Genomic DNA, 13,708 nt, shown 5'->3' on the forward strand with positions numbered 1-13,708 from the left:
GAACGAAGGGCACGAAGGAGGTTCTTTCCCTATGTCGCTGTTCAAACGTCTCGGTAATCAACCGCAACCAGAGCCTGCTCCGGCTGCTGCCACGCCATCGCCACCCACAGCGGCTGCCGTCGCACCAGCTCCCCCGCCGCCCCCGCCGGTGCCAACTACCCCTACACCAGCGCCCACCCGTCCAACTGTGCAAGATGCTACGCCGGCCAACGATCAGAAGCGGATGCTTGAACTCTCGCTCTGGATTGTTGACCGGATTCAGGCCTCTTTGGGTAATCAGACCGAGCTAAAACGGTCGCCAGAAACCGAACGCCTCTTGCAAGAGCGGTTCGCCCGCATCTATCAACAGGCAAATGTCCACCTATCTGATCAGGATGTGAAAAAGCTCTTTGCAATGGTTTGCGATGAGCTGTTTGGCTTTGGCCCACTGCAACCGTTGCTCGATGATGATACGATTTCAGAGGTGATGGTTAACGGCCCCAATAAAGTATACATCGAACAAAAGGGGAAACTAAAGCTCACCGACGTGCGTTTTGCTTCTGATGAACACGTGTTGAAGATCATTGATCGAATTATCCGCCCGCTCGGTCGCCGCATTGACCGTAAGTGGCCAATGGTCGATGCCCGTCTCCCCGATGGCTCTCGTGTCAATGCAATCATTCCGCCGTGCGCGATCGATGGCTCGACGATCACGATTCGTAAGTTCTCGAAGAACAAGTTGAAAGTCGATGATCTGATTCGCTTCGGCTCGATGACGCCTGAGATGGCTGAATTTCTCCGTGCGTGTGTCGTCTCACGGCTGAATATTGTGGTCGCCGGTGGTACCGGTTCTGGTAAGACGACACTCCTCAATGTGCTCTCGAATTTTATTCCCGAAGACGAACGTATTATCACGATAGAAGATAGTGCCGAGTTGCAATTGGCCCAAGATCACGTAGTGCGCCTCGAAGCAAAGCCACCAGAGATTGATGGCACCGGACGGGTGACGATCCGCGATCTGGTGATCAACTCACTCCGTATGCGGCCCGAACGAATCGTGATCGGTGAGTGTCGTGGTGGTGAAACACTCGATATGTTGCAGGCAATGAATACCGGCCATGACGGTTCGCTAACCACCTTGCACGCGAATACTCCGCGTGATGCCATTGCCCGTATGGAGACGATGGCGCTGATGGCCGGTATGGAGATGCCGCTCAAGGTGATCCGTGAACAGATTGCCTCGGCTATCGATCTGATCGTGCAACAGACCCGCCTTGAAGATGGTTCGCGCAAAGTCGCCTACATTACCGAGGTTCAGGGAATGGAGGGCGATACTGTCGTCTTGCAAGATATCTTTAAGCTCGAAATCCTTGGGAAGACGGGTGAAGGAAAGATTATCGCTGAACTACGCCCGACGGGAGTGCGGCCTAAGTTCACGCCGCGCCTGGAAGCGCATGGATTCAAGTTACCACCGAGCATTTTCGGCGCCCAAATCCCTGGTCAGCGTGTTCGGCGCTAGCGTTCTCTCATTGTTCGACCATCCTCTGCGGGCAGCCGCTACGGCTGCCCTCCCCTTGTGTTCTGGCAATACCAAACCATAGCAACCGGTACAACGCCACGTGCTTGAACTAGAATGAGTGTTACCCATGAACGGATCGCAACTCCCTATCATCGTTGTAGGCGGTGGTCTGGGCGGCCTGGCTGCGGCCATCAGACTGGCCGGTCAGGGTCGCCGAGTCATTCTTTGTGAGAAGAATGAGCGCCTCGGCGGAAAGTTGAATATCCATCAGGCTGCCGGTTATACTTTCGATACCGGACCCTCATTGCTGACAATGCCGTGGGTTATTCGTGACCTCTTCACGGCGGCTAACCGGCGGATGGAAGATTACCTGTGTCTGGAACAGGTCGAGCCGACCTGTCGTTACTTCTGGTCTGATGGTACCCGCTTTGATGCATGGCAGCGATTACCACAGCTTATTCAAGAAATTGAACGTCTCAGCGCGGGAGATGTCCCGAACTTTTTTCGCTTTATGGCGCATACGGCACGCATCTACGACGCCGTCGCCGATCCATTTCTGTTAAAGCCATTCGATGGTCTCCGTGAACTGATTACGCCCTCGTTACTCCGCCATGCGCTTCGCATTGATGCACTGCGGAGCGTTGACACTGCGGTTCGTTCATTCTTTCGCAGTCCGTACCTGCGCCAAATCTTTAATCGTTACGCGACTTACAACGGGTCATCCCCGTATCGCTCCCCGGCTACGTTCAACCTGATCGCCTATATCGAGCTTGCTGAAGGTGGCTGGTATGTACGTGGTGGAATGTACCAACTGGCAATTGCCCTGAGCCGGCTGGCAACCGAAATGGGAGTAGAGATACGTCTCCAGACCCCGGTGACCAGGATCATGGTCGAACGTGGGAGAGCATGTGGTGTGCAACTGGCTGATAGCACAACCCTCCCAGCCGCAGCAGTCGTAGTAAATGCCGACCCACGCTACGCCTACGAACAACTCCTGCCTGACAGTAGACCGGAAGCAGAACGACTCGCTCGCCTTGAACCATCGTACAGCGGTGTCGTGCTCTTCCTCGGTGTCGAGGGAGACTTTCCGCAACTGGTGCATCACAATATCTTTTTCAGTAATGACTATCCTACCGAATTCCATGCGATTGTCCACGAACGTCAACCGGCGCTTGACCCGACTATCTACGTCGCAGTCACGTGCCGTTCTGACCCCATGCATGCGCCGCCTGGTCATCTAAACCTGTTTGTACTGGTGAATGCACCAGCCGATGATGGTCGGGTTGATTGGGATGCAGTAATGCCTGCCTATCGCGATCACATCATTGCGAAACTGGAAACAATGGGATTAAGCGGCCTACGCCAGGCTATTCGTTATATGCACCACTGGACACCTCACGATCTGGCTAAACGATACAACGCTGCGCTGGGCGCTATTTACGGTCCCAGCTCAAATTCACCCTTTGCCGCCTTTGCCCGTCCGCCATTGCGAGCACGCCGGATACGCTACCTCTACTTTGTGGGCGGTGGTACTCATCCGGGTGGTGGTATTCCGCTCGTCTTGTTGTCAGGACGAGCGGTTGCAGCACGTGTTGCGACAGATATACCGGTTTAACATCAAAAACTCTTTACACTTGCACGATGGAACGGGTAAAACGCTTAACGCTCTCTTAACTTTACGATGGTGCATAGCAGCAAGAATTGTGGTTTATCATCGTCAAATTGCGATAAACTACTTGATTTATGACCAACGTAGTGCTATGATATGGGCGAAGCCTCGAGAGAACATCAGAAAGCAAAGGAGGAACGAAACCACTTACGTGTAACCGAAAAGCAAGCGCTTCATCTCAAGTGTAAAAAGTTATCTGTGGGTAAAGTTTGAAGAGATGAAGCGTAAGTTCGGGGAAACCCCCTCATCAAGAGATTGAGAAAAATAAGTGATGAGGGTGGGGGAGACGAACAGACAAGCGCCAGGTTGCTGCCGAGTAACTGGATGCTGTGCGAGCTGTACGGTTACCTCCCAAACAAACTCACCGCGTTGGGTAAGAAGGAGCTGCTGTCCCACGCTGGAGGTGAGGAAATCCGATAGCAAAAGCTGGCCCGGCGCATTAATCTGCTGAAGGCAGAGCAGCTAAAGGAACTGTGCGGGTACGGTGGTGGACCTCCTCCTTCACACACTGATGAACTCTCGAGGTGGTTGGTCAAGTCAGGTCGTAGGTGGGTTGTAGGGTTACATTTAGTCGCGATGCGGTAGCTCAAGCTACCGCATCTGCGTTTTTACGAACTTTAGCCGCTATGCCATCGTCCAGCCGCCATCAACCATTAAGGTTTGCCCGGTGATATACGAAGCAACTGGTGAAGCAAGAAAGAGGACAGCCGCAGCAACTTCTTCGGGCTTACCCAGTCGACGTAAGGCGATAATTCCCGCGCTCCACTGTTGAATAGCTTGCGGTATCACGGTGATAAGGTCGGTCTCGATCATGCCCGGTGCAACCGCATTTACAGTGATCTGCCACGGTGCTGCTTCGCGCGCCAGAGACCGTGTCAAACCAATGATTCCCCCAGCGGCTGCGGCGAAATCGGCCTGTCCTGGAAATCCGGACACACCGTAGAGAGCCGCCAGATTTACAATACGACCATACCGCTGCTGCATCATTGGGCGTAGCGCTGCGCGACAGGTATGGTACATTCCGGTAAGATTAGTCTGGATCGTTTGCCGCCAGCGCTCGCTACTCATCTCACGCAGCGGGCCATAATCGGCAACACCGGCACAGTTGATCAAAATATCAAGCTGCCCCCAGCGTTCCAGTGCTGCTGTTACCAGCACCGTACCACTGTCAGGTTCCCGTACATCGACGGCTAATGCCACTGCATCACTACCAATCGCCTGCGCTGCCGTTACCACATCGTAAGCTGCGCTATCGCTCGAATGGTATCCAACCAGCACACGAGCGCCGTAGCGCGCCAATCCACGGACAATTGCCTGCCCGATCCCCCCCGAACCGCCGGTAACAATTGCTACTTGTCCTTGAAAGTCGATCATGCAAGCATCCATGGTCAAGGCATGACCCAACCACCGTCAATCGTCAAGACGTGGCCGGTGATGTACGAAGCCCGAGGTGAAACAAGAAACCGAATCGCAGCGGCAACCTCTTCTGGACGACCAAATCGACCGATAGCGATAGCCTGTAATGCCCACGCTCGCAGCGCCTCGGGCACGGTCTCAACCATGTCCGTCTCGACGTAGCCAGGCGCAACAACGTTAACCGTGATCCCATCACGCGCCACTTCGCGGGCCAGAGAACGGCTCAAACCAATGATCCCTGCTTTAGCAGCAGCATAGTTGGTCTGGCCAACATTTCCTGCCAGCGCTGCCAGTGAACTTACTGATACAATGCGTCCGTAGCCAGCACGTTGCATCGTCGGGATCACTGCACGACAACACAAAAACACTGAGGTCAGGTCAGTGTCTATCACGTGCTGCCACTGTTCTGGCCGAAGCCGAGCCAGCGGCGCATCAGCGGTGATGCCAGCATTATTAACTAAAATATCAATCCTTCCCCACCGATCAAGCACCGCCTGCACCATGCCGGTTACTGCTTGCTCATCGGATACATCTGCCTGATACGCAAAGGCATCACCGCCTGCCGCAACAATCTCGGCCGCCAATGCCTCGGCGGCACCGGCACTCCGCTGATAGTTGATAAGCACTCGTGCACCGGCCTGAGCCAGCTCGATCGTTGTGGCCCTCCCAATCCCACGTGCCCCCCCGGTAATGATAGCGACTTGACCGCGCAATTCCATACGACGCTCTATACCAGTTGCATTGCCGTGAGCGACTGTATATCTGCAAATGTTCCGACATTGATTAAGCGTGCGCCAGGAACGATACGCCGGATCAGGCCGGTTAACACCTTCCCCGGACCAATTTCAACGAAGGTCTCGACACCGAGCGCAACCATCCGTTGCACCGATGCGATCCAGCGTACCGGCGCTACAACCTGAGCAACGATTTCTCGCCGAACATCATCGGCGTGGTAGAGCGGCTCGGCTGTCACATTAGCAACCAGAGGGATGGTGAGATCATGGACGGTTGCATTGGTAAGCGCCTGAGCCATCCCTTCAGCAGCCGCGATCATCAATGGCGAGTGGAAGGCTGCACTAACCCTGAGAGGAATAACCCGTTTTGCTCCCCGACTTTTCGCCAGCATACTGGCGTGCTCTACGGCCACCACACTCCCACTGATCACCAGTTGGTCAGGTGCATTGTAGTTGGCAATCACTACGGTACTGTGGTCATGTTCGGTTTGGAGAGCAGCACTGACCTCTTGGCAGATCTGTTCGAGCACATCGGCGTCCAAACCGATAACCGCAGCCATACTTCCTTCATGAGCTGCTGCCATCAATTCACCACGTCGGCGTACCAAACGCAGGGCAGTAGTAAAATCGAGTGCACCACCGGCCACCAACGCTGAAAATTCACCCAGACTGTGGCCGGCAACGACAATCGGTTGTTCAAGTCGGTCTCCCAGCAATTCCTGCATCGCCGCCAGCAAAGCCATACTGGTTGTTAGGAGTGCCGGTTGGGCGTTTTCGGTGGCAGTGAGGTCAGCTTCCGGTCCACTAAAACACAACTCACTCAGTGGATAGTCAAGTGTCTCATCGGCCGTGGCGAAGATCCGACGTGCTGCGGGCGATACCGTGATCAAATCACGCCCCATACCTACAACTTGCGATCCCTGTCCCGGAAATACCCATGCAATGCTCATGATCTGATGCCTCTTCTTTCTTTGCTGACACGACCATTGCCTTCCCCTCCCCATCGTGTCGGCCCGCGTTCAGAATAGTTCTAGATCAGCGGCTTATCAGCGGTATGTCGTAGCCTTATCTAAAGCCCTGACGCCTTACCTCCTTCAACATACTGAGCGTGCTGGTTTCCCCCAACGTACCAGACCCGCCCCCCACGTAAGACCACCACCGAATGCCATCAACAATACATAATCACCCGCTTTTATCCGTTCCTGACAGGCAGCTTCGTAGAGGGCAATTGGGATTGAGGCTGCCGACGTATTGCCGTATCGGTCAAGATTGATCATCACACGCTCTGGTGGAATTTCGAGCCGACGAGCGACCGCGTCAATAATTCGCACATTGGCCTGATGCGGAATCACCAAAGCAATATTGTCAACCGTCACCCCGGCCGCCTGCAATACCTGTAACGCCGAGTCGCTCATCTCGCGCACTGCGTGTTTAAAAATTTCCCGTCCATTCATGTACACGTACTGTCGACCTTCAGCCAGCAACTCGGCAGTAAGCGGCATGCGCGTACCACCCGCATCAACGGCCATCAGGTCTTCCAGCTTCCCATCGGCACTCAGATGCGACGTCAAGAGACCGAGTGGTTCATCAGTGGCTTCCAACACAACAGCGCCAGCACCGTCACCAAACAGAACGCAGGTATTACGGTCATTCCAGTTGATATAGTGCGTAAAAATGTCGGCACCGACTAGTAATAAGCGACGGCTCACACCGCTCTTGATTAAACTGGTTGCGACCGTAAGCCCATAGACAAAGCCACTACATGCCGCTGCTAGATCAAACGCTGCTGCACGCGGAATTCGCAAGTTAGCCTGTACTGTACAGGCAGTAGCAGGAAATGGCCGATCAGGAGTACAGGTTGCAACGATGACCGTATCGATCGTAGAGGGTTCAATACCGGCCATCACCAGTGCTTCACGGCCAGCAGCAGTTGCCAGCGTGGAAGTACTCTCACCAGGCCCGGCCACTCGCCGTTCACGGATACCGGTACGAGTACGGATCCACTCATCGGATGTATCTATCCGTTGTGCCAGTTCATCGTTGGTAATCAGACGTTGCGGAACAGCCATCCCCCAGCCGACCACTGCTGCATAACGTTCCCTGCTCACCCTTATACCCTTTCTATCATAATCAAAGGCTGCCAGCCCGATAACCACGGCAGGCAGCCTTCTCGATACGCATTTCCCGACAGGAAATTCGGTACCAGGAATAGAGCTATTCAGCAGTAATGTCGAGTACCTGCCGGCCCTTATAATACCCACAAGAGAGGCATACTCGATGCGCCCGCATCAGTTCGCCGCAGCGTGGGCAAGACACCAACACCGGTGGGGTGAGAGCCAAATGTCGCCGCCGATTACCGCGTCGATGACGCGATACTTTTCGTTTTGGTACTGCTCCCATGATTGTTACTCCTTAATTTTGGTTACGTTGTCGTTCAGCCCATTCACGTAAAGCGGCGAAGCGATCATCAACCAGCGTATCGTCATCTTCAATCCCCTCCGATGCAACCGTATAGTTGACCGGTTGATCACGATATGCCGGCGCAATTGGATTCATCGGCAGATTGATCAGCGCGTAGCTACGGATCGCTTCCCCAATATCAATATGATGCAACTCGTCGAGCATAAATGGATCATCCTCAACGGGTTGCGGTAATCGGTGACCATTGACAACATCAACGACCGCATAAAACTGATCGCTGAAATCGAGGTCAAGCTCATAATCAAATAATTCGAGCGAACGGACACAGGTCAATGTCACGACACCATGCACCGTTACCTGGGCATAGACCCCTGCCGCAGTACGGGTCAGACGCACACGACCAGAAATATTCCGTAGCGTCAACTCCTCATCGAGTGGCAAAGCCGCTTCGCTAAAAGAAATATCGCGTCGTGCGCCTATCTCTTCGCGTAACAATTGCGCGAGATTGAATCGTAATGCAGTCATAGCAATCACCTGTGGCGCGCCGTGGTTCCGCCACAAGCGCCAAATTATAGGCGAGAGAGCGGAAGATTGTCAAGCACTTGTTCGGCGTTCTTCCAGCGCGTGTAAGCCATTACGCACACTACTCAACAGTTTACTCAGCCGTTCATCGAGTTCTTCAAGCACCTGCCGGGCATACGCATCGGCACCAGCGCGGATTTCGGCAGCTTCATGTTCGGCCTGTTGCAACAGGCGCTCTCGCTCGGCTTCGACGGCGGCCAGCAACCCGCGTTCGCTCAATACCTCCTGCACACGGGCCTGAGCAGTAGCCAGCAACTGTTCTTGTTCAGCAATGATTCGTCTGGCTCGTCGGATCTCTTCAGGAATAACCGTGCGCATCTGATCGATGATTTCGAGGATACGACCTTCATCGACTAAGGTTCGTCCACCGCTGAGGGGCAGCCGGAAGCCGGCAGCAATCACCTCTTCCAGTTCATCAATCAAATCATCCAGTTCGATGATGATCACCCCCTCTGTGCGAACTTGTCGCGTAAGGCCGCTACAACGACCGGCGGTGCAAATTCCACCGGGTCGCGTCCAAGGCTGGCCATTTCGCGTACCGCCGTTGAACTGATATGAGCAAATTGCCGACCGGCCATCAGCACCACCACCTCGATGCCTGGATCGATGGCCTGATTCACCTGCGCCATTTGAAATTCAGCCTCGAAGTCACTTGCAGCGCGGAGGCCACGTACAATCGCGCACGCACCTACCTGCCGGGCAAAATCAACTGTTAGTGTTTCATAGCTCATTGCCTCTACCCGTTCGAGATCGGCCGTTGCAACGCGCAACAGATGGAGTCGTTCAGCAGTCGAAAAGAGCAGTTTTTTCTGTGGACGATCAAACACTGCCATAATAACACGGTCAAAAATCCGCGTTGCACGACGGGCAATGTCAAGATGAGCGTATGTAACTGGATCGAAACTGCCGGGGTAGATTGCGATGCGCATAGCTTACTGATCGGATTCTGGCGTCGTTATTGCTGTCAGTTCATAAATCGAGAAGCACGAGTCTCCTAGACGCCGAAACTTGATTCGGTGCAGCCCTGGATAATCATCGGCCAGTTCTACTCGTGGTGAATGACCGACAATCAAGAGACTACCTTCCTTTCCCACACCGCTTTTTGCCACAAGCTGCATCGTCATCTCGATCGTCGGGTCAGCATAAGGTGGATCCATGATGATTATATCATAGCGTCCGATACCGCGTTGACGGTGCAAGAATCGATCCACCGGCATGTGATAGATATGTGCCTGCTGTTCGAAGTGGGTATGGCGCAAATTTTCAGCAATGATGGAACAGACATGCGCATTTCGCTCAACAAAATCAGCACTATCAGCACCACGCGACAGACACTCAATACCGAGTGATCCGGTACCGGCGTAGAGATCAAGGACTGCACCGCGGATTGGACCGTACCCCTCGAGCACCGAAAAGAGGGCTTCTTTCACCCGATCAAGCATCGGACGAGTACCGAGGCCTTTCGGTGCTTTCAAACGGTGTCCCTTAGCTTTTCCGGTAATAACTCGCATGACTCTGTTGCCATCGTTATAACGCACAGCAGACGGTCTGTGATACGACCGTCTGCCCCACTGCACCATTGCCGTACCCCAATCGGATTAGCGCTTTGTGTACTGTGGTGCCTTGCGTGCTCGCTTGAGACCAACTTTCTTGCGCTCTTTGGCACGTGGATCGCGGGTGAGCAGCCCGGCTTGCTTGAGCGTCGGACGCAAGGTGCTGTCGTAGTCTAACAGTGCCCGGGCAATACCGTGACGAACAGCACCGACCTGGCTGGAAATTCCCCCACCCTTGACCTTTACCAACACATTAAACGTGTTGAGATGGTTTGTCAATACCAGCGGTAAACGGAGGTTATACTGGTATAGATCACGACGACCGAAGTAATCCTCCGGCTTCTTCCCATTGACGATAAATTCCCCATTTCCGGGGAAGAGGCGAACCCGCGCCACCGCAGTCTTGCGACGGCCAGTGCCTTGATAATAGCGCTTAGCTTCCATTCCTTCTCCTCACCACCTTGGCACCACTGGGGTGCTCTTGACTGTCTGCACACGGACCGCAATATCTCCCGCTTGCTACACACTGTTTTAGCGCGGAATATAAGGCTTTGGCTGCTGCGCCGCGTGCGGGTGGTTTGGCCCAGCGTAAATGCGCAGCTTGCTCAACAATCGGCGACCCATGCGGTTTTTGGGCAACATCCGCTTCACCGCCAGGCGTAAAATCCGATCAGGATGCTTTGCCAGCATCATCTTGTAAGGTGTCGCTTTGAGACCTCCCGGATAACCGGTGTGGCGATAGTAGATTTTCTGATCGGGTTTCCGTCCGGTCAAGACAATTTTCTCGGCATTCACCACGATCACAAAATCTCCACCATCAACTGATGGTGTGAACGTTGGTTTGTGTTTCCCGCGCAGCAGAGTACTAATCTGCGTTGCCAATCGACCGAGCACCTTACCACTCGCATCGATGACATACCAGTCGCGCTGCACTTCTGATGGTTTTTGATGATAGGTCTTCACAGCACCTATTCCTCGTGTACGTAGGACGAAGATTGGGCAATCTTCGTCGAGCCATTTTGCCGTTTCGATGTCTCTACCCAGCGGATGAGGCCGGGTGGATAGCGTACAGCCGTTAAGGTCAAGCCATGAGCCGGTGCAGTTGGACCGGCCAGCCGCCGGTCACGACTCATGAGCACTTCACCGAACTGATCGACCGTCATTCGGTTACGACCAACCTGTAAGAGTGTACCGACGATCATCCGTACCATATGCTGGAGAAAAGCGTTAGCTGCAACTTCGATAGCCAGTAAACGCCGCTCGAACCATTCATACTCACCGATTCGGGTCCAATATATTGTACGAACGGTCGAACGTTGGGCCGGTGCTGCCGTTGTAAAGGCAGCGAAGTCGTGCGTTCCCTCCAGCAACTTGAGCGCTGCGGTCATTGCCGGTACATCAAGGGTTCCTGCTACATGCAGGGCTTGATGGCGAAGTTGTGGCAATGGCGCTGGCGCACAATCGATAAGATAGCGATATTCACGCTGGATCGCACTAAAGCGAGCGTGAAAATCTTCAGTTGCGTCACCGACATTCTGTACCGTCAGATCAACCGGCAGATGAGCATTCAAGCCACGCCAGATCGTTTGTAGATCATGACGGGTGGTCGTCTGCACATGAGCAACCTGACCACTAGCATGAACCCCGGCGTCGGTTCGGCCGGCCAGCACAATCCGACGCCGTTCCTGGGTCAGGGCTTCCCACGCCGATTCCAGAGCACCCTGAACAGTACGAATATCGGTCTGCCACTGCGACCCGGCAAAGTCGGTGCCATCGTAGGCCAACAGCAGCGCAATCGTGCGCATCAGATCAACTCGATTAAGGCCATCTCGGCCCCATCACCCCGTCGCGGCCCCAGCTTGGTAATGCGCGTGTAGCCACCGTTACGTCCGCCGTAGGTCGTTGGGGCAAAGGCAAACAACTTCCGCATTGCATCTTTACTGGCCAACTTCGAGAGCGCCATCCGTCGCGCATGGGGTGTATCCTCGCGCGCAATGGAAATCAGCGCTTCTACTTCAGGCTGAACGGCACGTGCCTTAGCCAGCGTCGTCTTAATCTTCTTGTGTTCAATTAGGGCAATCATCAGATTGCGGTAGAGCGCCTTACGGTGCTCATACGACCGCCCCAGTAATTTTCCGGCATGTCGATGTCGCATGGTCGTATCCTTATGAACGCGCTGCCCCGTTTTTTGGCACTATGCGCGGAATATAACCTCGTTCAATCAATTTATCACGAATCTCTTCCATCGACTTTTGGCCGAGATTCCGTACCGACAACAACGCCTTCTCGTCCATTTGCAACACTTGACCGATCTTGGTAATCTCCGCCCGCTTCAAGCAGTTGTACGTTCGGGTTGAGAGATCAAGAGTCTCAATTGACAGATCGTAGATATGTGCTGGAATCTCCAGCCCATTGGTTTCTGGTTGTGTTGCCGGTTCAGCAGCTAGGCGATTAAAATTCGCGATAGTAGTATTGTAGTGTACCAGGACTCGGGCCGCGTAATCGAGAGCATCTTGTGGTCGCACGGTTCCGTTCGTCCAGACCTCAAGGATCAGGCGATCATAGTCGGTGGCTTGCCCAATACGGGTATTTTCCACCACATAATTGACACGCGGCACCGGCGTAAAGATAGCATCAATCGGAAACTCACCGAGCGGCAAGATGCCTCGCTGATCGGCCGATAGGTAGCCGCGACCTTGTTCAATCGTTGCGATCACCTCGATGTGTGCCTGATCATGCTCAAGGGTGCAAATATAGTGATCGGGATCAACGACCGACAGACCTTCTGGCAACACCAGATCGGCAGCCGTCACTACAGCCGGTCCCTGTTTTCGGATCATTGCCTGTACTGTTCCCTCGTGGCGACCACGCAAATGGATGCCTTTCAGGTTTAAGATAATCTCGACGACATCCTCGGTCACACCGGGGATAGTGTCGGTCTCCTGATAAACACCAGCGATGCGCACGTGGGTGATCGCCGATCCGGGAATGGCCGTAAGCAGCACGCGCCGAAGCGCATTACCGAGCGTGTGTCCATAGCCCGGATCGAGCGGCTCGATTTTAAAGCGTCCAAAGGTATCGGTTGCTTCAACAACCTCAATCTTTGGTTGTGCAATATCGAGCACTGCTACCTCCCATTTCTTTTCTCCGTCTTACAGACGAGAGTAATCATTACCGGCTATAGAACTCAACGATCAACTGCTCGTTAATTCCGGCCTCAGCATCTTCACGGCGTGGTAAAGCAACGACGGTACCCGAAAGATCGGCAGGATTGAGCCGCAGCCATTCGGGCGCACGATGTTTGTTCAAAACACCGCTATCGACGAGATTCTTAAAGTAAGTACGGCTCCGACTTTGTGGACGAACGGCAATAACCTGCCCAACCTTCACCGTATACGACGGGATGTTTGTTTTGCGACCATCAACAACAATATGCCCATGGCTGACCAACTGGCGAGCCTGAGCGCGGGTTGTGGCAAATCCAAGACGATACACCACATTATCAAGTCGGCGCTCAAGCAAGCTCAACAAGTACTCGCCAGTTACGCCACTACGACGTGACGCCTGCTCAAACAGTCGACGAAACTGGCGTTCGAGCACGCCGTAGATGAATTTTGCCTTCTGCTTTTCACGCAACTGCATACCGTAGTCGGACAATTGCCGACGACGAGCGGCGGCACCGTGCTGTCCAGGCGGATCTGGCCGCTTATTCAGAATACGTTGACCTTTTTCGGTGATTCCGATACCGAGGCGTCGGCTAACTTTGCCGACTGGTCCTATATATCGCGCCATAGTCTTATTAATCCTTTATTCAGAATATATTCATCCGAGCAGC

The 13,708-nt window shown here is 53.9% G+C and carries 17 protein-coding genes; 2 read left to right on the forward strand and 15 right to left on the reverse strand.

Annotated elements, in window-relative coordinates:
• The first annotated feature begins 31 nt into the window (after nucleotides 1–31).
• Nucleotides 32–1,498, forward strand: coding sequence for a CpaF family protein (locus tag QTO31_RS01915; RefSeq protein ID WP_031458253.1), 1,467 nt, complete (start codon nucleotides 32–34; stop codon nucleotides 1,496–1,498).
• Between the two features lie 127 nt (nucleotides 1,499–1,625).
• The gene (locus QTO31_RS01920) at nucleotides 1,626–3,113 is read left to right on the forward strand and encodes a phytoene desaturase family protein (RefSeq protein ID WP_031458252.1); all 1,488 of its coding nucleotides are present in this window, start codon (nucleotides 1,626–1,628) and stop codon (nucleotides 3,111–3,113) included.
• Between the two features lie 678 nt (nucleotides 3,114–3,791).
• Here the strand turns inward: QTO31_RS01920 and QTO31_RS01925 are convergent.
• The 15 genes from QTO31_RS01925 to rpsD all read right to left on the reverse strand — a co-directional run bounded on the left by QTO31_RS01925 (nucleotide 3,792) and on the right by rpsD (nucleotide 13,665).
• Nucleotides 3,792–4,541, reverse strand: coding sequence for a 3-oxoacyl-ACP reductase family protein (locus QTO31_RS01925; RefSeq protein ID WP_301427932.1), 750 nt, complete (start codon nucleotides 4,539–4,541; stop codon nucleotides 3,792–3,794).
• Nucleotides 4,542–4,555: 14 nt separating this feature from the next.
• A complete protein-coding gene (locus QTO31_RS01930) occupies nucleotides 4,556–5,302 on the reverse strand; it encodes a 3-oxoacyl-ACP reductase family protein (protein WP_301427933.1) in 747 nt (248 codons plus the stop codon).
• Nucleotides 5,303–5,310: 8 nt separating this feature from the next.
• Nucleotides 5,311–6,267 (reverse strand): ACP S-malonyltransferase, encoded by a 957-nt coding sequence (gene fabD, locus QTO31_RS01935; RefSeq protein ID WP_031458249.1) that lies wholly within the window; start codon nucleotides 6,265–6,267, stop codon nucleotides 5,311–5,313.
• Nucleotides 6,268–6,411: 144 nt separating this feature from the next.
• Complete coding sequence (locus QTO31_RS01940; protein WP_301427934.1) at nucleotides 6,412–7,425, reverse strand: beta-ketoacyl-ACP synthase III; 1,014 nt, start codon at nucleotides 7,423–7,425, stop codon at nucleotides 6,412–6,414.
• A gap of 106 nt (nucleotides 7,426–7,531) precedes the next feature.
• Nucleotides 7,532–7,717, reverse strand: a complete 186-nt coding sequence (rpmF, locus tag QTO31_RS01945) for a 50S ribosomal protein L32 (RefSeq protein ID WP_081909980.1) — start codon at nucleotides 7,715–7,717, stop codon at nucleotides 7,532–7,534.
• Nucleotides 7,718–7,729: 12 nt separating this feature from the next.
• Nucleotides 7,730–8,263 carry a YceD family protein gene (locus QTO31_RS01950; RefSeq protein WP_031458247.1) on the reverse strand — a complete coding sequence of 178 codons (534 nt, stop codon included), beginning with the start codon at nucleotides 8,261–8,263 and terminating at the stop codon, nucleotides 7,730–7,732.
• Between the two features lie 69 nt (nucleotides 8,264–8,332).
• A complete protein-coding gene (locus QTO31_RS01955; RefSeq protein ID WP_031458246.1) occupies nucleotides 8,333–8,767 on the reverse strand; it encodes a hypothetical protein in 435 nt (144 codons plus the stop codon).
• Nucleotides 8,764–9,249, reverse strand: coding sequence for a pantetheine-phosphate adenylyltransferase (coaD, locus tag QTO31_RS01960; protein WP_031458245.1), 486 nt, complete (start codon nucleotides 9,247–9,249; stop codon nucleotides 8,764–8,766). Before coaD ends, QTO31_RS01955 begins: the two co-directional genes overlap by 4 nt.
• A gap of 3 nt (nucleotides 9,250–9,252) precedes the next feature.
• Nucleotides 9,253–9,831 carry a 16S rRNA (guanine(966)-N(2))-methyltransferase RsmD gene (gene rsmD / locus QTO31_RS01965; RefSeq protein WP_031458244.1) on the reverse strand — a complete coding sequence of 193 codons (579 nt, stop codon included), beginning with the start codon at nucleotides 9,829–9,831 and terminating at the stop codon, nucleotides 9,253–9,255.
• 87 nt (nucleotides 9,832–9,918) lie between these two features.
• Complete coding sequence (gene rpsI, locus QTO31_RS01970) at nucleotides 9,919–10,317, reverse strand: 30S ribosomal protein S9 (RefSeq protein WP_028457690.1); 399 nt, start codon at nucleotides 10,315–10,317, stop codon at nucleotides 9,919–9,921.
• Between the two features lie 87 nt (nucleotides 10,318–10,404).
• A complete protein-coding gene (gene rplM, locus QTO31_RS01975) occupies nucleotides 10,405–10,836 on the reverse strand; it encodes a 50S ribosomal protein L13 (protein ID WP_031458243.1) in 432 nt (143 codons plus the stop codon).
• A gap of 5 nt (nucleotides 10,837–10,841) precedes the next feature.
• Nucleotides 10,842–11,678, reverse strand: a complete 837-nt coding sequence (gene truA / locus QTO31_RS01980; RefSeq protein ID WP_301427935.1) for a tRNA pseudouridine(38-40) synthase TruA — start codon at nucleotides 11,676–11,678, stop codon at nucleotides 10,842–10,844.
• Nucleotides 11,678–12,028, reverse strand: a complete 351-nt coding sequence (gene rplQ / locus QTO31_RS01985) for a 50S ribosomal protein L17 (protein ID WP_028457693.1) — start codon at nucleotides 12,026–12,028, stop codon at nucleotides 11,678–11,680. The genes truA and rplQ overlap by 1 nt, the downstream gene beginning before the upstream one ends.
• A 10-nt stretch (nucleotides 12,029–12,038) precedes the next feature.
• The gene (locus QTO31_RS01990) at nucleotides 12,039–12,998 is read right to left on the reverse strand and encodes a DNA-directed RNA polymerase subunit alpha (RefSeq protein WP_031458240.1); all 960 of its coding nucleotides are present in this window, start codon (nucleotides 12,996–12,998) and stop codon (nucleotides 12,039–12,041) included.
• Nucleotides 12,999–13,044: 46 nt separating this feature from the next.
• Nucleotides 13,045–13,665 carry a 30S ribosomal protein S4 gene (gene rpsD / locus QTO31_RS01995; protein WP_028457695.1) on the reverse strand — a complete coding sequence of 207 codons (621 nt, stop codon included), beginning with the start codon at nucleotides 13,663–13,665 and terminating at the stop codon, nucleotides 13,045–13,047.
• Nucleotides 13,666–13,708 lie beyond the last annotated feature (43 nt).

The organism is Chloroflexus sp. MS-CIW-1, assembly GCF_030444705.1.
In the GTDB taxonomy this organism is placed as follows: Bacteria; Chloroflexota; Chloroflexia; order Chloroflexales; family Chloroflexaceae; genus Chloroflexus.

Bases quoted from the DNA above. Each gene is read 5' to 3' on its own strand.
- QTO31_RS01915 (WP_031458253.1), top strand. From the start codon at position 32: ATGTCGCTGTTCAAACGTCTCGGTAATCAACCGCAACCAGAGCCTGCT.
- QTO31_RS01920 (WP_031458252.1), top strand. From the start codon at position 1,626: ATGAACGGATCGCAACTCCCTATCATCGTTGTAGGCGGTGGTCTGGGC.
- QTO31_RS01925 (WP_301427932.1), bottom strand. From the start codon at position 4,541: ATGATCGACTTTCAAGGACAAGTAGCAATTGTTACCGGCGGTTCGGGG.
- QTO31_RS01930 (WP_301427933.1), bottom strand. From the start codon at position 5,302: ATGGAATTGCGCGGTCAAGTCGCTATCATTACCGGGGGGGCACGTGGG.
- fabD (WP_031458249.1), bottom strand. From the start codon at position 6,267: ATGAGCATTGCATGGGTATTTCCGGGACAGGGATCGCAAGTTGTAGGT.
- rpmF (WP_081909980.1), bottom strand. From the start codon at position 7,717: ATGGGAGCAGTACCAAAACGAAAAGTATCGCGTCATCGACGCGGTAAT.
- QTO31_RS01950 (WP_031458247.1), bottom strand. From the start codon at position 8,263: ATGACTGCATTACGATTCAATCTCGCGCAATTGTTACGCGAAGAGATA.
- coaD (WP_031458245.1), bottom strand. From the start codon at position 9,249: ATGCGCATCGCAATCTACCCCGGCAGTTTCGATCCAGTTACATACGCT.
- rsmD (WP_031458244.1), bottom strand. From the start codon at position 9,831: ATGCGAGTTATTACCGGAAAAGCTAAGGGACACCGTTTGAAAGCACCG.
- rpsI (WP_028457690.1), bottom strand. From the start codon at position 10,317: ATGGAAGCTAAGCGCTATTATCAAGGCACTGGCCGTCGCAAGACTGCG.
- truA (WP_301427935.1), bottom strand. From the start codon at position 11,678: ATGCGCACGATTGCGCTGCTGTTGGCCTACGATGGCACCGACTTTGCC.
- rplQ (WP_028457693.1), bottom strand. From the start codon at position 12,028: ATGCGACATCGACATGCCGGAAAATTACTGGGGCGGTCGTATGAGCAC.
- rpsD (WP_028457695.1), bottom strand. From the start codon at position 13,665: ATGGCGCGATATATAGGACCAGTCGGCAAAGTTAGCCGACGCCTCGGT.